Annotated in this window: 21 protein-coding genes; 10 read left to right on the top strand and 11 right to left on the bottom strand. The window is 67.8% G+C overall.

Annotated features, from left to right (window positions below; genetic code table 11):
• Positions 1-13: 13 nt before the first annotated feature.
• Positions 14-1,033, bottom strand: coding sequence for a D-erythronate dehydrogenase (gene denD, locus ACAM57_RS11740; protein ID WP_369661762.1), 1,020 nt, complete (start codon positions 1,031-1,033; stop codon positions 14-16).
• Between the two features lie 143 nt (positions 1,034-1,176).
• Here denD and ACAM57_RS11745 point away from each other — a divergent pair, with 143 nt between their 5' ends.
• On the top strand, positions 1,177-1,449 hold the full coding sequence (locus ACAM57_RS11745; protein ID WP_369661763.1) for a hypothetical protein: 273 nt from the start codon (positions 1,177-1,179) through the stop codon (positions 1,447-1,449).
• On the top strand, positions 1,446-2,507 hold the full coding sequence (locus ACAM57_RS11750; RefSeq protein ID WP_369661764.1) for a hypothetical protein: 1,062 nt from the start codon (positions 1,446-1,448) through the stop codon (positions 2,505-2,507). Before ACAM57_RS11745 ends, ACAM57_RS11750 begins: the two co-directional genes overlap by 4 nt.
• A gap of 71 nt (positions 2,508-2,578) precedes the next feature.
• Here ACAM57_RS11750 and ACAM57_RS11755 read toward each other — a convergent pair whose 3' ends face one another.
• Positions 2,579-4,276, bottom strand: coding sequence for an electron transfer flavoprotein-ubiquinone oxidoreductase (locus tag ACAM57_RS11755; RefSeq protein WP_184636911.1), 1,698 nt, complete (start codon positions 4,274-4,276; stop codon positions 2,579-2,581).
• Between the two features lie 163 nt (positions 4,277-4,439).
• On the opposite strand from ACAM57_RS11755, the gene ACAM57_RS11760 reads away from it, so the two are divergent.
• Genes ACAM57_RS11760 through ACAM57_RS11775 form a run of 4 tightly spaced genes read left to right on the top strand, consistent with a single transcriptional unit; the run spans position 4,440 to position 7,256 of the window.
• Positions 4,440-5,222: an SDR family oxidoreductase gene (locus tag ACAM57_RS11760; protein WP_126021921.1), complete on the top strand. Its 783-nt coding sequence runs from the start codon at positions 4,440-4,442 to the stop codon at positions 5,220-5,222.
• A gap of 20 nt (positions 5,223-5,242) precedes the next feature.
• Positions 5,243-6,133, top strand: coding sequence for a DMT family transporter (locus ACAM57_RS11765; RefSeq protein WP_369662426.1), 891 nt, complete (start codon positions 5,243-5,245; stop codon positions 6,131-6,133).
• On the top strand, positions 6,130-6,555 hold the full coding sequence (locus ACAM57_RS11770) for a thioesterase family protein (RefSeq protein WP_126021922.1): 426 nt from the start codon (positions 6,130-6,132) through the stop codon (positions 6,553-6,555). The genes ACAM57_RS11765 and ACAM57_RS11770 overlap by 4 nt, the downstream gene beginning before the upstream one ends.
• Positions 6,552-7,256, top strand: coding sequence for a M949_RS01915 family surface polysaccharide biosynthesis protein (locus ACAM57_RS11775; protein ID WP_369661765.1), 705 nt, complete (start codon positions 6,552-6,554; stop codon positions 7,254-7,256). Before ACAM57_RS11770 ends, ACAM57_RS11775 begins: the two co-directional genes overlap by 4 nt.
• A gap of 15 nt (positions 7,257-7,271) precedes the next feature.
• On the opposite strand, the gene ACAM57_RS11780 is transcribed toward ACAM57_RS11775, so the two are convergent.
• Complete coding sequence (locus tag ACAM57_RS11780; protein WP_184636915.1) at positions 7,272-8,624, bottom strand: HAMP domain-containing sensor histidine kinase; 1,353 nt, start codon at positions 8,622-8,624, stop codon at positions 7,272-7,274.
• Positions 8,621-9,295 (bottom strand): response regulator transcription factor, encoded by a 675-nt coding sequence (locus ACAM57_RS11785; RefSeq protein WP_126021925.1) that lies wholly within the window; start codon positions 9,293-9,295, stop codon positions 8,621-8,623. The genes ACAM57_RS11780 and ACAM57_RS11785 overlap by 4 nt, the downstream gene beginning before the upstream one ends.
• A gap of 142 nt (positions 9,296-9,437) precedes the next feature.
• On the opposite strand from ACAM57_RS11785, the gene ACAM57_RS11790 reads away from it, so the two are divergent.
• The 3 genes from ACAM57_RS11790 (at position 9,438) to ACAM57_RS11800 (ending at position 12,523) form a co-directional block, all read left to right on the top strand.
• Positions 9,438-10,142, top strand: coding sequence for a phosphatase PAP2 family protein (locus ACAM57_RS11790; RefSeq protein WP_369661766.1), 705 nt, complete (start codon positions 9,438-9,440; stop codon positions 10,140-10,142).
• Positions 10,129-10,725, top strand: coding sequence for a phosphatase PAP2 family protein (locus tag ACAM57_RS11795; RefSeq protein WP_369661767.1), 597 nt, complete (start codon positions 10,129-10,131; stop codon positions 10,723-10,725). The genes ACAM57_RS11790 and ACAM57_RS11795 overlap by 14 nt, the downstream gene beginning before the upstream one ends.
• A 181-nt stretch (positions 10,726-10,906) precedes the next feature.
• Entirely contained in the window at positions 10,907-12,523 is a 1,617-nt protein-coding gene (locus tag ACAM57_RS11800; RefSeq protein ID WP_369661768.1) for a phosphoethanolamine transferase, read from the top strand.
• 9 nt (positions 12,524-12,532) lie between these two features.
• Here the strand turns inward: ACAM57_RS11800 and ACAM57_RS11805 are convergent, their stop codons facing one another.
• The 5 genes from ACAM57_RS11805 to eat all read right to left on the bottom strand — a co-directional run bounded on the left by ACAM57_RS11805 (position 12,533) and on the right by eat (position 18,220).
• Positions 12,533-13,126, bottom strand: a complete 594-nt coding sequence (locus ACAM57_RS11805) for a peroxidase-related enzyme (RefSeq protein ID WP_126021929.1) — start codon at positions 13,124-13,126, stop codon at positions 12,533-12,535.
• 79 nt (positions 13,127-13,205) lie between these two features.
• Positions 13,206-14,477, bottom strand: coding sequence for a haloacid dehalogenase-like hydrolase (locus ACAM57_RS11810; protein ID WP_369661769.1), 1,272 nt, complete (start codon positions 14,475-14,477; stop codon positions 13,206-13,208).
• A 113-nt stretch (positions 14,478-14,590) separates the two neighbouring features.
• On the bottom strand, positions 14,591-15,382 hold the full coding sequence (eutC, locus tag ACAM57_RS11815; RefSeq protein ID WP_369661770.1) for an ethanolamine ammonia-lyase subunit EutC: 792 nt from the start codon (positions 15,380-15,382) through the stop codon (positions 14,591-14,593).
• Positions 15,379-16,773: an ethanolamine ammonia-lyase subunit EutB gene (locus tag ACAM57_RS11820; RefSeq protein ID WP_369661771.1), complete on the bottom strand. Its 1,395-nt coding sequence runs from the start codon at positions 16,771-16,773 to the stop codon at positions 15,379-15,381. Before ACAM57_RS11820 ends, eutC begins: the two co-directional genes overlap by 4 nt.
• A 19-nt stretch (positions 16,774-16,792) precedes the next feature.
• Entirely contained in the window at positions 16,793-18,220 is a 1,428-nt protein-coding gene (gene eat, locus ACAM57_RS11825; RefSeq protein ID WP_184636932.1) for an ethanolamine permease, read from the bottom strand.
• 160 nt (positions 18,221-18,380) lie between these two features.
• On the opposite strand from eat, the gene ACAM57_RS11830 reads away from it, so the two are divergent.
• A complete protein-coding gene (locus tag ACAM57_RS11830; RefSeq protein WP_221297473.1) occupies positions 18,381-18,749 on the top strand; it encodes an FKBP-type peptidyl-prolyl cis-trans isomerase in 369 nt (122 codons plus the stop codon).
• 27 nt (positions 18,750-18,776) lie between these two features.
• On the opposite strand, the gene ACAM57_RS11835 is transcribed toward ACAM57_RS11830, so the two are convergent.
• Positions 18,777-20,375, bottom strand: a complete 1,599-nt coding sequence (locus ACAM57_RS11835) for a glucan biosynthesis protein (RefSeq protein WP_369661772.1) — start codon at positions 20,373-20,375, stop codon at positions 18,777-18,779.
• A gap of 190 nt (positions 20,376-20,565) precedes the next feature.
• Entirely contained in the window at positions 20,566-21,408 is an 843-nt protein-coding gene (locus tag ACAM57_RS11840) for a class I SAM-dependent methyltransferase (protein ID WP_369661773.1), read from the bottom strand.
• Positions 21,409-21,420 lie beyond the last annotated feature (12 nt).

The raw sequence follows: 21,420 nt of genomic DNA on the forward strand, positions 1-21,420 counted from the left end.
CAGGCGCAACGGACTATGCAACACCGGGGAGCTTCACCGCGTCGGGATTTTCACGGACGTATTCGCGGATGACGGCCTCGAAGCTGTCGTCCGCCGCCAGGCCCAGCGCCTTCGCGCGCGCCGTTTCGATGCGCCCCGGCCAGGTCTTCACGATGCGCATGATCGCCGGGTCGGGCGTGCGGTCGAGCAAGGCGGTGGCGGCCTTGCCGGCCACGCGCTCCAGCGCCGCGGCCATCTCGCCCACCGTGGTCGGCAGCGAAGGCAGGTTCAGCGCGGTGCGTGGTCCCCATTGCGCATCGCTCGCCTCGGCGGCGCGGATGATGCCCTCGATGGTGCGAGCCGGTGACGCGACGGCGACAGGCGTCTCGTCGGGCACCGGGCAGGCCGCGCGCAGCCCCGCCAGCGGCTCGCGGATCATTCCGCTGAAGAAGCCCGAGGCCGCCCCGTTGGGCTTGCCCGGGCGCACGCTCACCGTCATGAGCCGCACGCTGCGCCCGCGCACGAAGCCCTTGCGCGTGAAATCGGCCACCAGCTGTTCACCAATGAATTTCTGGATGCCGTAGCTGGTCTGCGGCGTGGGCAGCGTGTGATCCTCGATCACCTTCGGCAGCGGCTGCTCGGGCGAATCGCCGAACACCGCGAGCGAGCTGGCGAACACCAGCACCGGCCTGGTATTCAGGGCGCGAACCCGCTCGAGCAGCGCATGCGTGGCGGCGAAGTTGCTGCGCATGCCGAGGTCGAAGTCGGCCTCGCATTCGCCGCTCACTGCTGCGGCCAGGTGGAAGATGGCGTCGGCCTCGCGCCAGGGCGTGGCATCGGCCTGCGCCGAGAGCTGGTCGTTCAGGTCGCCGGTGACGGCCTTGATACGCGCGTCGGCCGTCAGGTCGGCCGGCGGGGCCGCGCGGTCGACCAGCGTGATGCGCTCGATGGGACGGGCTGCGGCGCCGGCCAGTGAAAGGCTGCCTTGCGCGAGCAGTGTTCGCGCGAGTCGCGCGCCCAGAAAGCCTGCGCCGCCGGTGATGATGATCTGCATGGGTCGGTCTCCTGTCTTGTCTCCTGAGAGCTTTGAGGATAAGCGGGCAGCGGCGAGGGCGGGAGGCCTGTGGCATGCTCGATCTCAGCTTGTGCAGCGGAAACCGTCGCGACCGAGCGCCCCTCATCGACAGGAGACACTGCATGCTCACGGTCATCGTCTTGTGGCTTCTTGCCGTGGCATGGCTCGTTGCGAACGGCATGTTCGCCGAGAAGCCTTCGCCGCAGTACCGGCGCAGGCGAACCCTGGTGGCCTGCATGTTCCTGGGCGGTTGCACGGGAGCGCTCGCCGGCCTGGCGGGGCCAGGCTTCTCGCTCGTGGGCTCCATCGTCGGTGCCGCGGCCGCCGGGTTCGTGGCGCGCAGCCTCGTTGACGTGCGAAAGCCCGACCCCGGTGCAGAAACAACGACGCCATGACGATCAAGTTCCCGCCCGATTTCCTCGAGACGCTGCGGCAGCCGGTGCGCGTCGAGGCCGATCTCGACAGCCAGTCCTCGTTCTTCTCGCGCAAGGAGATCAGGGATTTCTATCTTTCGGTGATCGAGAGCCCCGAGAAGAACGATGTGCTGCAGCTGGCGGCCGACGAACTGCCTCGTCTGCATCCCCACCGGGCCACGTTGCTGGCGCTGTTCTGCGGCGCGCTCGTGGAGGACGGGGCCGACCCGCGCCTGCTCTTCGGCGCGGCGCTCGAACTCATGGCCGGCCTGCTCGTCTCGCTCGAACCGTTCTGCGCGACACAGCCTCAGGACGATGGCGAAGAGGCAGACCCCGAAGAAGTCGCCGAATGGCAGGCTGCGGAGGCGGCCCTTGGCGCGCTGTCTGCACCGGAGCGTTTCGAGGTCGAGGCACGGCAGGCCGCGGCTGGCCTGCTGGTGCTTCCACTCATGACCATGCTCATGCGCGACGTGCGCAACCACCGCGCCCTGCTGGCCGACGGCGAACTGGTGGCGCGCATCGATGCGTTGGCCGTCAACGATTCGCTGCCGATCGACGGTCTGCATTTCCTGCAGGGGGCCGCCGAACTGGCCTACGAGGACGAACTGGTGGTGGTGCTCCCGGCCTCCGGCACCGGCATGGTGGTGAAGGCCCACGCCATCAACAACAACTTCCACGCGTTCTCGCTGCTGCAGAAGCTGATGCGCAAGCGCGCCAAGGCGCTCGGCATCCAGCCGCCCGCACGCGAGGCGGGCGCGACCGCAAGCCGCGACAACGACTGCGCCGAGTACCTGTGGCTGCAGGCCGATGCCTTCAGGAACGGCGAGCTGGTCGATCCCATGGCGTGGTCATGGGGCGAAGGCTCGCTGCGCGAGAACGCCCGCAGGCAGGGGCGGCTGGTGCTGGTGGCGCTGGACACGCAGGACAAGCCCAGCCGCACCTGGAACGGATTCAACCGCGTGCTCCATTCGGAACAGAAGTCGCGTGTGTCGCTCGTGCGCATGCTCACGCCCGAGGAAGTCGCTTCATACCTTGCCTGAAGCGGCAGGCCTTCCAGGCCAGGAAAAAGGCCCTCCGAAGAGGGCCTCGAGCGGCAAGACGGCCGGGAGCCTTACATCCCCACGTAGTTCGGCCCGCCGCCACCTTCGGGCGTGACCCACACGATGTTCTGCGTCGGGTCCTTGATGTCGCAGGTCTTGCAGTGCACGCAGTTTTGCGCGTTGATCTGCAGGCGCTGCTTGCCGTCGTCGGTGCCGACGAACTCGTACACGCCGGCCGGGCAGTAGCGGCTTTCGGGGCCAGCGAACTTGGCGAGGTTGATGTTCACGGGCACCGTCGCGTCCTTGAGCGTCAGGTGGGCCGGCTGCTGCTCCTCATGGTTGGTGTTGCTGATGAACACGCTGGAGAGGCGATCGAAGGTGAGCTTGCCGTCGGGCTTCGGGTAGACGATGGGCTTGCACTCCGAAGCTGGCTTCAGGTACAGGTGGTCGGGCTTGTCGCGGCGCAGCGTCCATGGAATGTGGCCCTTCAGCAGCCATTGCTCGACGCCGTTCATGAAGGTGGCGATGCCCAGGCCCTTCTTGAACCAGGCCTTGAAGTTGCGGGCCTTGTTCAGCTCGGTGTGCAGCCAGCTCTTCTCGAAGGCGGCGGGGTAGGCCGTGAGTTCGTCGTGCTGGCGGCCGGCCATGACCGCGTCGAAGGCGGCCTCGGCGCACAGCATGCCGGTCTTGATGGCGGCGTGGCTGCCCTTGATGCGGCTCACGTTGAGATAGCCGGCCTCGCAGCCGACCAGTGCGCCGCCCGGGAACACCGTCTTGGGCAGCGACATCAGGCCGCCGGCCGTGATGGCGCGCGCGCCGTACCCGATTCGCTTGGCGGGCTTGATGCCCTTGGACTCGTCGCCTTCCAGGTACCAGCGGATGTTGGGGTGCAGCTTCCAGCGCTGCATTTCCTCGAAGGGGCTCAGGTAGGGGTTGCTGTAGTCCAGGCCCGTGATGAAGCCCATCGTGACCTTGTTGTCCTCCATGTGATAGAGGAAGGCGCCGCCGTAGGTGTCGCTCTTCATCGGCCAGCCGGCGGTGTGCAGCACGAAGCCGGGTTGGTGGCGCTTGGGGTCGATTTCCCAGACTTCCTTCACGCCGATGCCGTAGGTCTGCGGGTCCTTGCCGGCATCGAGCTTGTATTTGGCGATGAGCTGGCGGCCCAGGTGGCCGCGCGCGCCTTCGGCGAACACGGTGTACTTGCCCAGCAGCTCCATGCCGAGCTGGAAGTTCTCGGTGGGCTCGCCGTCCTTGCCGACGCCCATGTTGCCGGTGGCCACGCCGCGCACCGAGCCGTCTTCGTTGTAGAGCACCTCGGCGGCTGGGAAGCCCGGGAAGATCTCCACGCCCAGGTTCTCTGCCTGCTGGGCCAGCCACTTGGTGAAGGCGCCCAGGCTGATGATGTAGTTGCCGTGGTTCTGGAAGCAGGCCGGCAGGAAGAGGTTGGGGGTGCGCAGGCCCGACTTCTCGCCCAGGAACACCATCGCGTCGTCGGTGACCGGCTGGTTCAGCGGGGCGCCGAGTTCCTTCCAGTCGGGCAGCAGCTCGTTGAGCGCGCGCGGGTCCATGATGGCGCCCGAGAGGATGTGCGCGCCGGGCTCGGAGCCCTTCTCGAGCACCACGACCGAAATCTCCTTCTCGTGCTGCGCGGCCAGCTGCTTGAGCCGGATCGCGGTCGACAGGCCGGCCGGGCCGCCGCCGACCACGACCACGTCGTATTCCATGGCTTCGCGAGGGCCGAACTGAGCGAGGATTTCGTCGTGGGTCATCTGGGTTGGATCGATAATGATTTTTCGAGACGCGGGGGCTTCCCGGGATTGCGGGGCATTTTATGCGGCGTCCAGGGATGCTCCCTGTCGCGTCCGGCATGCTCCCCAGCGCTCGCGGGCGGGACCTCCCGCGTCACCTGCGCGACTCCACAGGATCCAGTTCATGGCTTACAGCATCGATCTCTCCGGCCGCGTGGCCTTCGTCACCGGCGCCTCCAGCGGGCTCGGAGCCCAGTTCGCGAAGACGCTGGCGCGTGCCGGCGCGGCGGTGGTGCTGGCGAGCCGCCGCGTCGAGAAGCTCAAGGAGCTGCGTGCGCGCATCGAGGGCGAGGGCCACGACGCCCACGTGGTCGAACTCGACGTGACCGACATTGGCAGCATCAAGGCCGCCGTGGCGCGCGCCGAGACCGAGGTGGGCCCCATCGACATCCTGGTCAACAACTCGGGCGTGAGCACCACGCAGCGCCTGCAGGACGTGACGCCCGACGACTACGACTACATCTTCGACACCAACGTGAAGGGCAGCTTCTTCGTGGCGCAGGAGGTCGGCAAGCGCATGCTGGCGCGCGCCAGGGGCACGGCGCCGGGCACCTACATCGGCGGGCGCATCATCAACATCGCCTCCGCCGCGGCGCTCAAGGTCATGCCGCAGATCGGCACCTACTGCATGAGCAAGGCCGCGGTGGTGCAGATGACCAAGGCCATGGCGCTCGAATGGGGCCGATTCGGCATCAACGTGAACGCGCTGTGCCCGGGCTACATCACGACCGAGCTCAACGAGGAACACTGGAGCACCGAGGGCGGCACCAAGCTGGTCAACATGCTGCCGCGCAAGCGCGTGGGCAAGCCGGAAGACCTCGACGGCCTGATCGTGCTGCTGGCCAGCGGCCAGAGCCACTTCGTGAACGGCGCCGTCATCGCGGCCGACGACGGGTTCGCGCTCTGAGCCCGCGGGCGTGGGTCGGCATCGCGGCCGGGCTGGCCGCGGGTGCACTCTGGGGCCTGACCTTCGTGGCGCCGCGCATGGTGGGCCACTTCGGCATGGTCGACATCACCGCCGCGCGCTTCGCCATCTTCGGTGCCGTCTCGGCGCTGGCGGTGTTCGCGCGGCCGGCCGCCGTGCGCTGGCCCAACGGGCGGCAGGCGCTCGCGGCGCTGGGCCTCAGCGTGCTCGGCTTCAGCGGCTACTACCTGCTGCTGGCCTTCGGCATCCAGGCGGCGGGCACGGAGGTGCCCAGCCTCATCATCGGCACGATCCCCGTCTGGATGATGCTGCTGGGCCGCCCCGCAGGCCTGCGCATGAGCGCGTTGCTGCCGGGGCTGCTGCTCACGGGCGCGGGCATCGCGCTGATGATCTATGGCGCATGGTCGGCGCAGCACGGCGCGGGTGAAGCGACCGGTGCCCGCTTCGGCTGGGGCATCGCGCTGGCGTTGGCCGCCATGGCGAGCTGGACGGTGTACGGCCTGCTCAACGCGGCCTGGCTGCAGCGCCACACCGGGCTCAACGCGACCGACTGGGCCAACTGGCTGGGCGTGGCGACCGGGCTCGGCGCCTTGCTGCTGTGGCTCATCGCGGGCAGCGACGTGGCCACGCTCCAGGCGCAGCCCGATGGCATGCTCTTCGTGTGGATCGCGCTGGCCAGCGGCTTCGGCTCGTCGTGGCTCGCGACCATTCTCTGGAACGTGGCCAGCCAGCGGCTGTCGGCCAGTCTCTGCGGGCAGCTGATCGTCAGCGAGACGCTGTTCGCGCTCCTGTATTCCTTCGTCTGGGACGGCCGCTGGCCGCAGGCCACCGAGTGGGCCGCGGCGGTGCTGTTCGTGCTGGGCATCCTCGCATCCATCAAGGCGCACCGATGAGAATCGAAATTCCCGAAAAGAAGAAGCTGGTGTACGAAACGTCCATTCCCATCCGCTGGGGCGACATGGACGCCATGGGCCACCTCAACAACGGCACCTACTTCCGCTACCTCGAAACCGCGCGCATCGACTGGATGCACTCCATCGGCTTCGAGCCGCAGCCCAACGGCGAGGGCATGGTGATCGTCAACGCCTTCTGCAACTTCTACCGGCAGATCGAGTACCCGGGCAACGTGCTGCTCAAGATGTACGTGAGCGATCCGGGCCGCACCACCTTCGAGAGCTGGGCCACCATGGCCCGCGAGGCCGAACCCGACGTGATTTGCGCCGCCGGAGGCGCGACCACGATCTGGGTCGACTTCCCGAAGCAGAAGGCGCTGACATTGCCCGACTGGCTGCGTGCGCTCGTGAGCGCCGAATGAGAAGAACGCTCCTGGCGGTCGCCTTGCTCGCATCGCTCGCCACCGGCAGCCATGCGCAGACGCCACCCGGCAAGAACGGTACCGAGTGCGCCGCCGGAGCGCCGTACCTGAACGCCGAGGCGCTGAAGAAGGCCGGGTTCGAACTTCCGGTGTTCAAGCGGTACTGCTATTCGGACAAGGCGGGCAGCCACGTCCTGCTGCTCGGCGAGAAGCAGGACCTGCCGTTCCCCGAGGAAAAACTCTCTTCGGCCATCCAGGCCGCGCTCTACAAGGTCGGTGCCGACGGCGGCAGCCTGACGCCCGAGTGGTCGATCCGAGACTTCCCAGGCAGGGACGAGGCTGGCGTCAACTTCCGCTCGAAGCTCATCGAACTCACGGACATCGACGGCGACGGATTGGTCGATCCCATCCTCGTCTACCGCTTCTTCGAGCCAGACGGTGCCGACCGCATCGTCAACGACGATTTCGTCGGGCGCATCAAGATCGTCACCTTCCACCAGGGCCGCAAGGCGACCATCCACGCGATCACCGGCAACCTGGACGGCGACCGCAGGACCACCGCCAACGCCAGCTACTTCGCGCTGCCGAAACCGGTGCAGCAGCATCTCGTGAAGAAGATGGCGGCGATGTACTCCGCCGGCCAATTCGGCTTCGACAACTCCTACGGCTTCGTGCCGAGGAAGGATGTAGCCCGGCGCTGAGGTTGCTTCGCGCGGTCAGGCCTGCTGCAGCACGATCCGCGCCTCGAAGCCCTGCGCTGCGCCCGCCGGAGGCGAAGACAGCTCCAGCTTCGCGCCGTGCTTCTCCACGATGGTGCCCACGATCGAGATGCCCAGCCCGTAGCCCGCGCGGTCGGAGCTGTGGCGCACATGGCGCTCGCGCAGGGTGGCGAGCTGCTCGGGCGTGACGCCCTTGCCGGAGTCGCGCACGGCCAGCGTGGCGGGGCCCATCACCTCGATGACGACGCGGCCGCCGCCGTAGCGCAGCGCGTTCTCCACCAGGTTGCGCAGCGCGATGGCGAGCGCGTCGACGTCGCCGAGGGCCGCTGGGGCACCGCTGTCCGGTACCTTGAGCGCGAGGCGCTCGCTGTTCTGCGGGTCTTGCCAGAAGTCCTGCGCCACGGTGCCGGCGAGCTGCACGAGGTCGACCCGCGAGCGCGCGAGCGAGGCGCCCGATTCGGCGCGCGAGAGCTGCAGCAGCTTTTCCGTGCGATGGCTCAGCGTGCGCAGCGCGTCGAGCGCGGCCTGCACGTCGTTGCGCTGCAGGTCGTGCTCCAGCGCGGTCTGCAGCCGCAGCCTCGCGGCCGCGAGCGGGGTGCGGAGCTCGTGCGCGGCATTGGCGGCCAGCGCGCGCTCCACGTCGAGCGAATGGGAGAGCCGCTCCAGCAGCCGGTTGACGTGGTCGCCGACGGTGCGCAGCTCCTTCGGCAGGCCGGGCAGGGTGATCGGGCTCAGGTCGGCGCCGCTGCGCTTCTCGATCTCCGCGGCCAGCTCCTGCAGCACCCGGAGTTCGGTGCGGGCCACGTTGCGCAGCACCAGCGCGAGCAGCGGGAGCACCGCGCCCAGCGGAATGATCAGGCCGAAGAGCGTGCGGTTGAGCGCATGGCGCCTCTCGTCGAGCGGGTCGGCCACCTGGAAGAACAGGCCCAGCGTCGGGTGGCGCACGGTGTAGATGCGCCAGGTCGGGTTGTTCGCGAAGCCGGCGGCCAGCGGCACGTCGAAGGTGTCGGCGGGCGTCTCCGCGGAGCGCAGCAGCACATGCTCGTGCAGGTCGACGATCTGGTAGATCACCGCGTCCTCGGAGAAGAGCTGCTTGGGCGCGATGAGCGGCTCTCGCGGCTGCTGCTCGCCCGGGTGCTGCAGCTTCTCGAGTTCCTGCACCGCCATTGCGAACATGCGGTGCGATACCTCGACCAGTTCGTTGTCGAAGTTGTGGTTGATCTCGCGGTCCACGTACCAGACCACCGCGAACACGCAAAGCAGCCACACGCCGCCGACCCACAGGATCAGCGTGCGGGTCAGCCGCCCGGCGAGCGAGTCGCGCCCGGCGGCGAAGCTGGCCGGGGTCATTCGTCCTCGTCCGTCGAGAACGACAGCCGGTAGCCCAGCCCGCGCAGTGTCTGGATGTGGCTGCGGCCGAGCTTGCGCCGCAGGCGGCTGATGAAGACTTCGAGCGTGTTGCTGTCGGCCTCGTCGCCGAAGCCGTACAGCGCGTCGGCGAGGTTCTCGCGCGTGTGGATGCGCTCGGGCCGGGTGGCCATCACGCGCAGCAGCGCCCATTCCTTCTGCGTGAGGGTGATCGGCGAGCCGTGCTTGCGCACCATGTCGTGGGCGAGGTCGATCTCCAGCGTGCCCAGCTGCAGCACCGGCGAGCTGCTGGAGCTGCGCCGCCGCTCGACCGCGCGCAGGCGCGCCAGCAGCTCGGCCGGGTCGTAGGGCTTGATCAGGTAGTCGTCGGCGCCGGCGTCCAGGCCGCGGATGCGGTCGGTCACCTGGTCGCGTGCGGTCAGCACGATGACGATGGGGCGCTCGGGCAGGGCACGTATCTGGGGCAGCAGCGAGAGGCCGTCTCCGTCGCCCAGGTGCAGGTCGAGCAGTACTGCCGCGTACTGCACCGAGAGCAGGGCGCCGCGTGCATCCGCCAGGCTCGGCGCCACGTCGACCACGAAGGCCTTGGCCAGAAGGTAGCTGCAGACGGCATCTGCCAATGCAGTGTCATCTTCGACCAGCAATATGCGCACGCCATGTCCTTTCAACGAGAAAAAGAGTCTAGCGTCCCCGGGCTGAAGCAGGCCTTTCAGTCAGGTTCGGTTCATCTTGCTTCAGGCTCGGTTCATTCCGCAAACGTAGGCTCGCGGCTGTTTTTCAGTCCTGCCTTCGTCCATGACTCGTCCGCCCATTTTTCGTCTGGGGGTTTTCACCCTTGTCGCGCTGGTTGCGCTGATGGCCTGGGACGCGACGGGCGGCGATCTGCTTCTGGCACGCATGGCAGGCTCGCAACTCGGTTTTCCCCTGCGCGAGAACCCCTTCATGGTCCACGTCATGCATGAGGGCGCGCGCAACCTCAGCTGGGCGCTGGTGATCCTGCTGTTCGCCGCGATCCGCTGGCCCTTCGGCGTGCTGCGCCGCCTCGATACCGGCTCCCGCGCGCAACTGGCCCTGACCGTGCTCGGCTCGGTGATCGCGGTCAGCATGATCAAGCATGCGAGCCACACCAGCTGCCCCTGGGACCTGCAGGAGTTCGGCGGCGTGGCGCGGTACGTGTCCCACTGGTCGTGGGGCATGAGCGATGGCGGTCCCGGCGGCTGTTTCCCGGCCGGCCATGCTTCGGCGGCCTTCGCCTACGTGGGCGGGTACTTCGTTCTGCGGCGGGTGTCGGCCCGCGCGGCGGCGATCTGGCTCTGGACGGCCGTGGCCGCGGGGCTGGTGTTGGGCGTGGCCCAGCAGTTGCGCGGCGCGCACTACATGAGCCACACCCTCTGGACGGCCTGGGTCTGCTGGACGGTGGGCCTTGTCATCGAGATGGCGGTTGCGCGATTCGGTTCGCGCTCGACTAACACGGCGGTGCCCGCGCATGCAGGGCTTTGATTTCGCCCTCTTCAGGCTGATCAACGCGAGCGCCACGGTGCCGCCGTGGAGCCTGCGCTTCGCCGAGTTCTGCTCCGATCTGCTGCCGGCCCTGCTGACGCTGGCCATCGGCGTGTGCGCGCTGTTCAGCCGGCGTTGGCGCTATGCGCTGTTCACCGTGCTGCTGAGCGTACTGGCGGCGTGGATCGTCGTGAGCCTTATCCGCATGGTGGCGCCGATCCCTCGGCCCGCCTACTACGGCCTGGGCATCCAATGGGTGCCGCAGGGCGTGCGGCCGGGCTTCCCGAGCATGCACGCGGCCGGCACCTTCGCCGCAGCCTTCGCGCTCTGGTGCCTGCCGTCGCGCGTGCCCATGCTGGCGGCGTTGGTGGTGGCGACCCTTGTAGCGTGGAGCCGGGTGTACCTGGGCCTGCATTTCCCGTCCGACATCGTGGCGGCGACCATGCTGGGCGCGCTGGTGGCGATCGTGGTGGAGCGGGGCGCCAGCCGGCCGATGAGCCAGGCTGCCTCGGTCGCACTGGTGGCGCGGCGGCGCTCGGCAAGATTGCGGCTGCGCAGGGCGGCGAGTCTGAACACGGACTGAAGGGGCAATTCAGCCTCGCTTCAGGCGGCGTCGTTACATTCGCCGCATGTCTGTTTCACGAATTTCGCCTGTTCCATTGGAACGGGTGGGTACTTCTGAGTCAAAAACGCCACAGTCGCCTCCTTCGGGCGCCCCGTGGACCCGCTTCGACCTCTGGTTGCAGCGTCCGCGCTCGGCCGCCATGGTCGTCCTCTGGCTCAGTCTCTACCTGGTACTGACCACCAACTGGCCGCTGTGGAACGAGCTGGCCCGCATCGGCGGCGCGCCCAGCAGTTACATGTCGACCGTGGTGTCGATGAGCCTGCTCACGCTGTGCGGTTCGGCGGCCATCCTGTCGTTCACGGCCTGGTCGCGCTGGATGAAGCCGTTGTGGCTTTTGGTGGTAATACTGGCCGCGGTGGTTCAGCACTACATGCTCGAATACCGCGTGGTCATGGACCCCACCATGATCGCCAACGCGCTGCAGACCGACCCCAACGAGGCGCGCGACCTGCTGAGCTGGCGCATGGCCTTCAACGTGGCGGTGGTGGTGTTGCCCGCGGCCTGGCTGATCTGGCGCGTGCGCGTCGCGCCGATGCGCTTCCTGCCCAAGCTCGCGCGCAACGTGGGGCTGCTGCTGCTGTCCGTGGCCGTGGCCGTAGGCACGGCCGTGGCCATGAACCGCGAGCTGGCGCCACTGATGCGCAACAACGTGCACCTGCGCTACATGATGAACCCGATCGCATCGCTCTATTCGACGGGTGCGCTCTTCATCAAGCCGCTCTTCAAACGCAGCGGCAAGCTGGTTTCCATCACCGCCGGAACGGCGCTGGGCGCGAGCTATGCCGCGCAGACCAGGCCGCCGCTCTTCGTGGTGGTGGTGGGCGAGACGGCACGGGCCGACCACTTCGCCCTCAACGGCTACGCGCGCGACACAACGCCGGAACTGGCCAAGCGCGGCGTGCTGAGCTATCGCGAGGTGCGCTCCTGCGGCACCAACACCCTGGCCTCGGTGCCGTGCATGTTCTCGCCGCTGGGCAAGGAAGGCTACGAGTCGCGCAAGGACGACTACGAGACCCTGGTCGACGTGCTGCAGGCAGCCGGCCTGGCCGTGTTCTGGCTCGACAACCAGGCCGGTTGCAAGGGCGTGTGCGAGCGCATTCCGAACGCTTCGGCCTTCGACGGACTCGACGCAGCCACCAAGAAGGCGCTGTGCGACGGCGACGAATGCCTGGACGATGTCATGCTCAAGGGCCTGGACGAGCGCATCGCGGCGCTGCCGGCCGAGCGCCGCGCCAAGGGCGTGGTGCTGGTCATGCACCAGATGGGCAGCCACGGCCCGGCCTACTACAAGCGCTCGGCGCCCGACGTGAAGCGCTTCCTGCCCGAGTGCAAGACCAACGCGCTCGCCGACTGTGGCCACGCCGAGCTGATGAACGTGTACGACAACTCCATCGTTCAGACCGACCGCTTCCTCGGCCAGACCATCGACTGGCTCAAGGCGCAGTCGAAGCAGTACGACCCGGCGATGCTGTACATCAGCGACCACGGCGAATCGCTCGGCGAGTTCGGCCTGTTCCTGCACGGTGTGCCGTACAGCTTCGCGCCCGATGCGCAGAAGCACGTGCCCATGGTCACCTGGTTCAGCGAAGGCATGAGCGAGCGGCGCAAGCTCTCGCGCTCGTGCATGGAAGCGGGGCTCGATGCGCCGCTCACGCACGACAACCTGTACCACACGGTGCTGGGCGTGATGGACGTGACCACGCCGACCTACAAGCCGGCGCTCGACGCGCTGGCCTCCTGCCGCGCCAAGGGCTGAGGCAGGGGCTTATTCGGGGTCTTGCTTCTTCTCGCGGGGCACCCGCCCCATGAGGAAGAACTCGTTGTTCGGCTGCATGCCGCTGAAGCTGGCCAGGCGGTTGCTCAGTCCGAAGAAGGCGGTGATGGCGGCGATGTCCCAGATGTCCTCGTCATCGAAGCCGTGCGCATGCAGCGGCGGGAAGTCGCTGTCGTCGATCTCGTGCGAGCGTTCGCAGACCTTCATCGCAAAGTCGAGCATCGCGCGTTGGCGCGGGGTGATGTCGGCCTTGCGGTAGTTCACCGCCACCTGGTCGGCCACCAGCGGCTTCTTTTCGTAGATGCGCAGCAGCGCGCCGTGCGCCACCACGCAGTAGAGGCACTTGTTGGCCGCGCTGGTGGTGGTGACGATCATCTCGCGGTCGCCCTTGGTGAGCGAGCCTTCCTCCTTGAGCATGAGCGCGTCGTGGTACGCGAAGAAGGCGCGCCACTCGGCGGGGCGGCGCGCGAGGCCGAGGAACACGTTCGGCACGAAGCCTGCCTTCTCCTGCACGGCAAGGATCGCGGTGCGGATGTCCTCGGGCAGGTCCTTGAGTTCGGCGAGGGGGTAGCGGTCTGCGGCCATGTTGTCTCCGGTTCGGGTTGCCTTGATGGGGCCATCATAGGCAAGCCGCGCCGAAGACCCTGCGACCGCTCCCGTTCTCTTACTTGAGCGCCTTGCCTTGCGTGGCGCCCAGCGGCGTGTGCAGCTGCGAGCTCACCCACGAGCCGGTGTTGTCGTCGCGGCCCTGCAGCAGGTAGCGCGTGTCGGCCTTGCCGTAGTTCTGCACCGCCATGGCGGAGAACCTGCCGATGTCGGTCTTCGGGTCGCGCAGGCGGTTGACGATCAGCACCTTCTTCGTGTCGGCGAAGTCGGCCATCATGTTCTGGTCGCCTTCGCTGTCGCCGGCCACGAAGCTCGGGCCGTAGCCGTATTTGCTGACCAGGAAGCGCCGGATGTTCTTCGTCTTGCCCGGGCCCTGCGTCTGGTCGTAGCCGCGGCGGAACTCCGGCTGGATCACGCCCCTGGCGTCGCGCTCCAGCTCCATCGCCAGCACGCGCTCGGGCGGGTTGTTGTAGCCGAAGGCCGAATTCGACGAGATCTCCTTGATCACGTCGACGAAGGAGGCCGAGCACACCCACACGTCGAAGCCGGCGTTGCGGAAGGCGGCGTACAGCTGCTGCATCTCGGGCTGCAGCCGCAGGCCGTTCTTCCAGCTCACCGAGACCACGCCGGCGCGGCCCGGCAGGGCGGATGGCGAAGTCCACTTGACCTTGGCCACGGGCTCCTTCAACTGCCAGGCCACCGTGTCGGCCGTGAGCTTGCGCACCTGCCCCTCGGTCATGCCGGCGAAGAGGTAGGTGACCCACGGGTAGGCCGTGTCGTGGTCGAAGGTGTCGCCGATGGCTTCATAGAGATAGCGCACCTTGGTGGTGAAGGCACCGTAGTGCGGGCTCAATGCCACCACGGCCAGCGACTGGTCGCCCTTCAGCCCCTTGTAGTTCTGGTAGAGCCATGTGTAGCTCGCGATGATGTCGGGCACCACCGCGTCGATGTTCACGGCCTGGCCGGCGGCGTTGTTGTAGGCGGGCAGGAAGTCCTTCTTCGGGATGTTCTTGCGCAGCGCCACTTCGAGCTGCGCGGGCGTGGCGCCGAAGACGAGGTTCTCGAGCTGGTAGATGAGCGCGGCCTCCTCGATGTCGAGGAAGACGCTGGTGTTGTCCCAGTCGAACACCACGTAGGGCGGCTTCGCGGCGTCATAGCCCGGACTTGCCTTGCCGATGCTGGCGATCAGGCCCTCGATCTGCGCGCGGTTGAAGGCGTCCCAGTTGCCGGGCGCGATGGCGGTGCCCTTGCCGGCGGACGACAGGCTGGCGCAGCCAGTCGAGACGAGTGCTGCGGCCAGTGGCGTGAGAAGGAGGAGGCGACGTTGCATTGCTTTTTTCCTTTTTTGAGTAAGTGAATGCGTTGATGAATGCGGTGGACGAAAAAGAAGATGACGAGCGTACGAAGCGCCCGTGACAGTTCCGGCCGCGTCGGCCGTGCTGTTCAGCGTGGGAGCGGAGGCGCCCGGCGCTCCTCGTCGAGCACCGCGAGATCGCTCTCGTCCTTGAGCCCCACGCCCGTCAGCCCCCTGCGCAGGGACTCCCGCATGAGCCATGCCAGCTTGAACGCGGCTGCCTCGCTCGACAGGCCCTCGGGCCGCACGTTCGAGATGCAGTTGCGCTCGGCATCGTGCCGCCCGCGTGTGGGCGTGTGGGTCAGGTAGATGCCCAGGCTGTCGGGCGAGCTGAGGCCCGGCCGCTCGCCGATCAGCATCACCGACAGCGCCGCGCCGAACAGCTCACCCACCTCGTCGGCCAGCGCCACACGCGCCTGAGTGGCGATCACCACCGGTGCGAAGCGCGTGCCGGCCGGCAGGTGCGGACGCAGCGCGGCCAGCAGGGGCACCGCGTGGCGCGCGACGGCGAGCGAGGAAAGCCCGTCGCCGATCACCACGCAGACGTCGCAGCCGTAGCGCCGCTCGGCGAGCAGGCGCGTGGCGTCGCTCTCGTCGAGCTGGCGGCCGAGGTCGGGACGGCGCAGGTATTCGGTGCGGTCCGCCGCCCGGCTGCGTGCGCGGGCCACTTCCCAGCGCTGCGCGGTGAGGGCGGCCGCCAGCGCGTCGACGTCGAGCGCGGCATGGATCGCGTCGCGCGCCATCGCGTGCGCCCAGCCGAAGCGCAGCGTCTCGTCGGTGGGCATGCCCGAGCCGGCGCGGCCCAGCGCCAGCCGCGCGGGTGTGGCCGAGCGCCATTGCGACCAGGGGTTGGGGGTGACGGGCGATTCGGGGCTGCTCATGACGTCAGCGCGGACAGCCCGCTCATGTCGGCCAGCAGCCGGTTAGAGGAAGGCGGCGCCAATTTGCCGGCCTCGTCGGTGATCTGCATGCGCTGCAGCCACGCTTCGAACTCCGGCGCGCGCTTCAGGCCCAGCGTGTCGCGCAGGAACAGTGCGTCGTGGAAGGAGGTGCTCTGGTAGTTGAGCATCACGTCGTCGGCGCCCGGAATGCCCATGATGAAGTTGATGCCCGCCGTGCCCAGCAGCACGAGCAGGGTGTCCATGTCGTCCTGGTCGGCCTCGGCGTGGTTGGTGTAGCAGACGTCGCAGCCGATGGGCAGGCCCAGCAGCTTGCCGCAGAAATGGTCTTCCAGCCCGGCGCGGATGATCTGCTTGCCGTCGTACAGGTACTCCGGCCCGATGAAGCCCACCACCGTGTTGATGAGCAGCGGCCTGTAGCGCCGCGCCAGCGCGTAGGCGCGCGCTTCGCAGGTCTGCTGGTCGACGCCGAAGTTGGCGTTGGCCGAGAGTGCGCTGCCCTGGCCGGTCTCGAAGTACATGACGTTGTCGCCGACGGTGCCGCGCTTGAGCGACTGCGCCGCCGCATGGGCCTCGTCGAGCAGTTCCGGCGTCACGCCGAAGGAGAGGTTCGCCTTCTCCGTGCCCGAGATCGACTGGAACACCAGGTCGACCGGCGCGCCGGCTTCGGCGAGCTTGAGCGTGTTGGTCACGTGCGTGAGCACGCAGCTCTGCGTGGGGATCTCGAAGCGCTGGATCACCTCGTCGAGCATGTGCAGCAGGCGGCCCAGCACGGGCATGCTGTCGGAAGCGGGGTTGAGGCCGATCACGGCGTCGCCCGCGCCGTAGAGCAGGCCGTCTAGCGTGGAGGCGGCCACGCCACGCAAGTCGTCGGTCGGGTGGTTGGGCTGCAGGCGCACCGAGAGATGGCCGGGCAGGCCGATGGTGTCGCGAAAGCGCGTGACCACGCTGCACTTTTTCGCGACCGACACCAGGTCCTGGTTGCGCATGAGCTTGGACACGGCCGCGACCATCTCCGGCGTGAGGCCGGGCGCCAGTGCCGTAAGCGTGGCGGTGGTGGCTGCGTCCGACAGCAGCCAGTTGCGGAAGTCGCCCACCGTGAGATGCGACACCGGCGCGAAGGCCTGCGCGTCGTGGCTGTCGATGATGAGGCGCGTGATGTTGTCGCTCTCGTAGGGAATCAGCGCCTCGGTGAGGAACTGCCTGAGCGGTGTGTCGGCCAGCACATGCCGCGCGGCCATGCGCTGCTGCGCGGTGGCCGCACCGATGCCCGCGAGGTAGTCGCCCGAACGCGCAGGGCTGGCGAAGGCCATGACCTGGCGCAGGTCGTCGAAGGCGAAGACCTGGCCGGCGATGGTGGTGCGATAGAGCATCTTCTGGAGGGGCCCGATGTCAGGAGCCGGTGGTCCGGGAAGACAGCATTTCGTCAGGCGCTGCCGCATCGCGTTGCCCCGATGTCAGCAGGAAGTAGCCGTAGGCGGCGGCCATCAGCACGATGAACAGCAGCGTGAGCATGCCGTTGAACCACACCATCGCGCCTAGGCACACCAAGCCCAGGCCGAAGGCGATGGCCGGAAACACGGGGTAGAAGGGCGCGCGGTAGGTGCGCGGCAGATCCGGCTCGGTGCGGCGCAGCCTGAAGAGCGCGGCCATCGAGATCAGGTACATCACGATGGCGCCGAGCACGGCCATGGTCACGATGTTGGCGGTGAGCGTCTGGCCGCCGAACTGCACCCACTCGTCGCTGAAGATGGCGATGACGCCGATCACGCCGCCGGCCAGCAGCGCGCGGTGCGGCGTGTCGAAGCGCGGGCTCAGGCCTGCAAAGTAGCGCGGCAGGTAGCCCGCGCGCGCCAGCGCGAAGATCTGGCGCGAGTAGCCCATGATGATCCCGTGGAAGGAGGCGATCAGCCCGAACAGGCCGATCCACACCAGCATGTGCAGCCAGCCGCTGTTGTCGCCCACCACGGCCTTCATGGCCTGCGGCAGCGGGTCGTTGATGTTGGCGAGCTTGCGCCAGTCGCCCACGCCGCCCGCGAAGATCATCACGCCGAAGGCCAGCACCACCAGCGTGACGATGCCCGTGGTGTAGGCGATGGGGATGGTGCGGTGCGGATCGCGCGCCTCCTCGGCCGCCATGGCCGCGCCTTCGATGGCGAGGAAGAACCAGATCGCGAACGGGATCGAAGCGAAGATGCCCGCGACGGCCGCGCCGTTCAGCACGCTGCCGCCGGCCCAGCCGTTGGCCACGAAGTTGGCCATGGTCCAGCCCGGCGTGACCACGCCCATGAACACCAGCAGTTCGACGATGGCCAGCACCGTCACGAAGAGCTCGAAGGCCGCGGCGATGCCCACGCCGATCCAGTTGAGCCCGATGAAGATCACGTACGCGCCGAGCGCGAACCACTTCGGGTTGATGCCCGGGAACTGCACGTTGAGATACGCGCCGATGGCCAGCGCGATGGCCGGCGGCGCGAAGACGAATTCGATCAGCGTCGCGAAGCCCGCGACGAAGCCGCCGCTGGGACCGAAGGCGCGCCGGGCGTAGGCAAAAGGACCACCCGCGTGCGGGATGGCGGTCGAGAGTTCGGTGAAGCTGAAGATGAAGGTGGTGTACATGGTGGCCACCAGCACAGTGGCGACCAGGAAGCCGAGCGTGCCGGCCGTGTTCCAGCCGTAGCTCCAACCAAAGTACTCACCGGATATGACGAGGCCCACCGCGATGCCCCAGAGCTGAACGGGGCCGAGCACTTTCTTGAGATGGCCTGTGCCTGCGGGGGCAGGCGATGCGGCCGTGCCGGCGGCAGTGGTGGAGTTCATGCGACTTCCTCTCTTCGTGAATGTTGACAGTGCACATTCGCCAAAGCAAGGGTTGTTCCACCGTGGGCCTGCATGGCCGCTGGCCATAATCGAGGTCTCTCAATCCTCGAGGTGTTCCGTGAAGTCTCTTTTCTGTGCCGCCCTGGTTTCCTTCGTTGCCATGCCCGCCGCGTTCGCGCAGTCCGCGCCCGTCACCACGCCAAGCGGCCTGGTCTACCAGTCGATCAAGGAAGGCACCGGCGCATCGCCCGCGGCCACCGACGTGGTCAAGGTGCACTACCGCGGCACCTTCCCCGACAGCGGCAAGGAATTCGACAGCTCCTACAAGCGCGGCGAGCCCACCGAGTTCCCGCTCAACGGCGTGATCCCGTGCTGGACCGAAGGCGTGCAGAAGATGAAGCCGGGCGGCAAGGCCAAGCTGACCTGCCCCCCGTCGATCGCATACGGCTCGCGCGGCGCCGGCGGCGTGATCCCGCCGAACGCCACGCTCAACTTCGAAGTCGAGCTGATCTCCGTCTCGAAGCGCTGAGGCTTCGAGCCGCAGCGCTCGAAGAAATCAACCTGGCTGGTACTGGTACAGCCAGGTCTCAGTGAGCGTCTGGTCGCCGTTCTTCAGGTACATGCGCATGTCGATCGGCTCGTTGCCCTCGGGCGTGAAGTCGAACTGCGCGCGCCAGTGGCCGGGCACGCCGTTGGGCACGGCCTCGGCGAAGACGTACGAGAACTTGCCGCGCGCGGCCGTCAGCACCACCTCCGGCTTCACGCCGAAGGGCACGGTCGTCAGCGGCTGGCCGATGAACTCCACCATGAACTTGCGCACGCCCTGCGGCCGCGGCTGCCCCGGCTGGCCGCCGCGGCCGATGCGCGTGGCCACGCAGCGCGCGAGCGGCGACGGAAAGGGCTCCTGGTCGGTCCAGTGCAGCCGGTACTGCAGGCTGTAGCTGGCGCCGGCCTTCGCGTCGGCCTTGGGCACCCAGAAGGCGACGATGTTGTCGTGGATCTCGTCGTCGGTCGGGATCTCGATGAGCTGCACCGAACCTTCGCCCCAGTCGCCCAGCGGCTCGATCCACAGGCTCGGGCGCTTCTCGTAGTTCACGCCGTCCTGGTAGTGGTCGAAGGCGCGGTCGCGCTGCAGCAGGCCGAAGCCGCGCGGCTTCGTATCGGCGAAAGCCGAGGCGCGCGTCTGCGAGGGGTTGTTGAGCGGGCGCCAGATGCGCTCGCCCGCGCCGTTCCAGATCGCGAGGCCGTCGGAGTCGTGCACCTCGGGGCGCCAGTCGATGGCGGTGGGCTTGATGGTCTCCGAGTACCAGTACATCGACGTGAGCGGCACCAGTCCCAGGCGGGCCACGTCCTTGCGCACGAAGATGCGTGCGTCGATGTCCATGATGACGGCCCTGGTGCGCTGCATGACGAACTTGAACACGCCCGTCACGCTCGGCCCTTCGAGCAGCGCGTACACCGTCATCGAAGTCGTGTTGTTGGCGGCCGGCGTCTCGAAGTAGAAGCGCGTGAAGTTCGGGAACTCCTCGGGCCGGTCGGGCACCGCCACGTCGAGCGCGATGCCTCGCGCCGACAGGCCGTACTGGTAGAGCTCGCCGATGGCGCGGAAGTAAGAGGCACCCAGGAAGGCGACCCAGTCATTCTTCTGCCAGTCGAGCTTGCCCTGGTCGCCCAGTCGGCTTTCCTGCAGGCGGAAGCCGGCGAAGCCCGCGCCCGGCGGAAGCGAGCGCGCGGGGCTGTCAGGCGGCATCGAGAAGTAGGAGGGGCTGTAGAGCACCTCGCGCGAGAAGGCGTCGCCGTCGGTGTTCTCGAGCACGTTCATGCGCACCGGCGTCTGGAAGAAGCGCCCGAGGTGGAAGAAGGTGACCGGGAACGCGCCCGGCCCGTCGCGGAAGAGTGCGTTGGCCGGGTCGAACTTGATCTTGCCGTGCGCGTCGTAGTCGATGCGGTCGAGCACCTCGGGTGCCAGCGGCGCCGGGGCGGCGTAGGGCTTGCCGGCCAGCGCCTTTGCCTGCGCGACCAGCGCGTCGAAGGAGAAGGGCGTGGGCTGGCTCAGTTGCAGGCCGTTGGCGGCGAGGGCCTCTTCGGGCAGTCCGAGGGCGGCGAGTGCGGCAGCGGCACCGCCGGCGGCAAGGAAGGATCGGCGATCAAGCATGTGGTTCTTGAGGGTTGCGAATCTCTTGGGGAGGAAAAAGGGAGAGGAAAGAAGGTCTGCTGCGGAAACGATATGGCATTTTCCGCGACCGTAAACACCCTCGAAGCTTGGCGCTTTCCGTTCCCGGCCCGCGTCAGCCGATCCGCGCAGCGCGCGCCGGACAAAACCGGCAATCCGCAAAATTGTGCGTTTATGTATCCACGGCATCCGTCGCCTGCAGCGCGTAGAGCGCATAGAGCGGCACGCCCAGGAACAACATGACCATCGGTGCGAACAGCGTGTAGGGCAGGCCGAAGCCTTCGAGCACCCGGTAGGTGCCCTCGAGGCTCAGGCGCGGATGGGGCTGCGTCAGTTCGGCCGTGCGGCGGATGCCCCACTTGAACTCGGCCCCGGTCACGCGAACCGACGGATGCTGCCTGCCGCGCCCCACTGCCAGCCAGCACATCGCGTCGAAGGCCAGCACCGAACCAGCGGGCGCGCGCTCGCCGAAGGTGGCGAGTACCGCCTCGACCTGCGCGGGCTCCAGGTACATCAGCACGCCCTCTGTGAAGAGAAACACCGGCTGCGCGCTGCGCTTGCGCGGCAGGCCCAGCTGCTCCCACCAGCCGGAGGTGGTGAGGTCGAGCTCGCGCAGGTCATGGCGCTCGCCGGGCTCGGGAAGCAGCTCGTGGCGCAGTTCGAGCACCTCGGGCAGGTCGGCATCGGTCATGCGGGACTTGCCGTCGTCCAGCCACTGGAAGTAGTGGCTGAGGCCGCAGCCCATGTTCACGATGCGCGCACCGGGGTGCAGCTTGAGGAAGTCCTGCGCCAGGCTGCGGAAGCGCCGGGTGCGCGAGAGGATGCCGTAGATGGTGGCCCGGTCTTCCGGGAGCGGGTCGCCCTCGTCGCGGATCTGTTCGAGGATGCCTGCGGCGTAGGCATCGCGCACGGCCACCTGCGGGAACATCGTGTCACCCGAGGCGCGCGCGGCCAAGGGAATCCGCAAGGTGGAAGGAACGGCGGACAGGCGGCGGACGGATTTGCGGGTGGTCATGAATGCTGGAGC

The organism is Variovorax sp. V15 (assembly GCF_041154425.1).
Lineage (GTDB): Bacteria > Pseudomonadota > Gammaproteobacteria > Burkholderiales > Burkholderiaceae_C > Variovorax > Variovorax guangxiensis.

What these genes read in the sequence shown, in the direction of transcription:
- denD (WP_369661762.1), bottom strand. Translation starts at nt 1,033, where the DNA reads ATGCAGATCATCATCACCGGCGGCGCAGGCTTTCTGGGCGCGCGACTC.
- ACAM57_RS11745 (WP_369661763.1), top strand. Translation starts at nt 1,177, where the DNA reads ATGCTCACGGTCATCGTCTTGTGGCTTCTTGCCGTGGCATGGCTCGTT.
- ACAM57_RS11750 (WP_369661764.1), top strand. Translation starts at nt 1,446, where the DNA reads ATGACGATCAAGTTCCCGCCCGATTTCCTCGAGACGCTGCGGCAGCCG.
- ACAM57_RS11755 (WP_184636911.1), bottom strand. Translation starts at nt 4,276, where the DNA reads ATGACCCACGACGAAATCCTCGCTCAGTTCGGCCCTCGCGAAGCCATG.
- ACAM57_RS11760 (WP_126021921.1), top strand. Translation starts at nt 4,440, where the DNA reads ATGGCTTACAGCATCGATCTCTCCGGCCGCGTGGCCTTCGTCACCGGC.
- ACAM57_RS11770 (WP_126021922.1), top strand. Translation starts at nt 6,130, where the DNA reads ATGAGAATCGAAATTCCCGAAAAGAAGAAGCTGGTGTACGAAACGTCC.
- ACAM57_RS11775 (WP_369661765.1), top strand. Translation starts at nt 6,552, where the DNA reads ATGAGAAGAACGCTCCTGGCGGTCGCCTTGCTCGCATCGCTCGCCACC.
- ACAM57_RS11780 (WP_184636915.1), bottom strand. Translation starts at nt 8,624, where the DNA reads ATGACCCCGGCCAGCTTCGCCGCCGGGCGCGACTCGCTCGCCGGGCGG.
- ACAM57_RS11790 (WP_369661766.1), top strand. Translation starts at nt 9,438, where the DNA reads ATGACTCGTCCGCCCATTTTTCGTCTGGGGGTTTTCACCCTTGTCGCG.
- ACAM57_RS11795 (WP_369661767.1), top strand. Translation starts at nt 10,129, where the DNA reads ATGCAGGGCTTTGATTTCGCCCTCTTCAGGCTGATCAACGCGAGCGCC.
- ACAM57_RS11800 (WP_369661768.1), top strand. Translation starts at nt 10,907, where the DNA reads ATGGTCGTCCTCTGGCTCAGTCTCTACCTGGTACTGACCACCAACTGG.
- ACAM57_RS11805 (WP_126021929.1), bottom strand. Translation starts at nt 13,126, where the DNA reads ATGGCCGCAGACCGCTACCCCCTCGCCGAACTCAAGGACCTGCCCGAG.
- ACAM57_RS11810 (WP_369661769.1), bottom strand. Translation starts at nt 14,477, where the DNA reads ATGCAACGTCGCCTCCTCCTTCTCACGCCACTGGCCGCAGCACTCGTC.
- eutC (WP_369661770.1), bottom strand. Translation starts at nt 15,382, where the DNA reads ATGAGCAGCCCCGAATCGCCCGTCACCCCCAACCCCTGGTCGCAATGG.
- ACAM57_RS11820 (WP_369661771.1), bottom strand. Translation starts at nt 16,773, where the DNA reads ATGCTCTATCGCACCACCATCGCCGGCCAGGTCTTCGCCTTCGACGAC.
- eat (WP_184636932.1), bottom strand. Translation starts at nt 18,220, where the DNA reads ATGAACTCCACCACTGCCGCCGGCACGGCCGCATCGCCTGCCCCCGCA.
- ACAM57_RS11830 (WP_221297473.1), top strand. Translation starts at nt 18,381, where the DNA reads ATGCCCGCCGCGTTCGCGCAGTCCGCGCCCGTCACCACGCCAAGCGGC.
- ACAM57_RS11835 (WP_369661772.1), bottom strand. Translation starts at nt 20,375, where the DNA reads ATGCTTGATCGCCGATCCTTCCTTGCCGCCGGCGGTGCCGCTGCCGCA.
- ACAM57_RS11840 (WP_369661773.1), bottom strand. Translation starts at nt 21,408, where the DNA reads ATGACCACCCGCAAATCCGTCCGCCGCCTGTCCGCCGTTCCTTCCACC.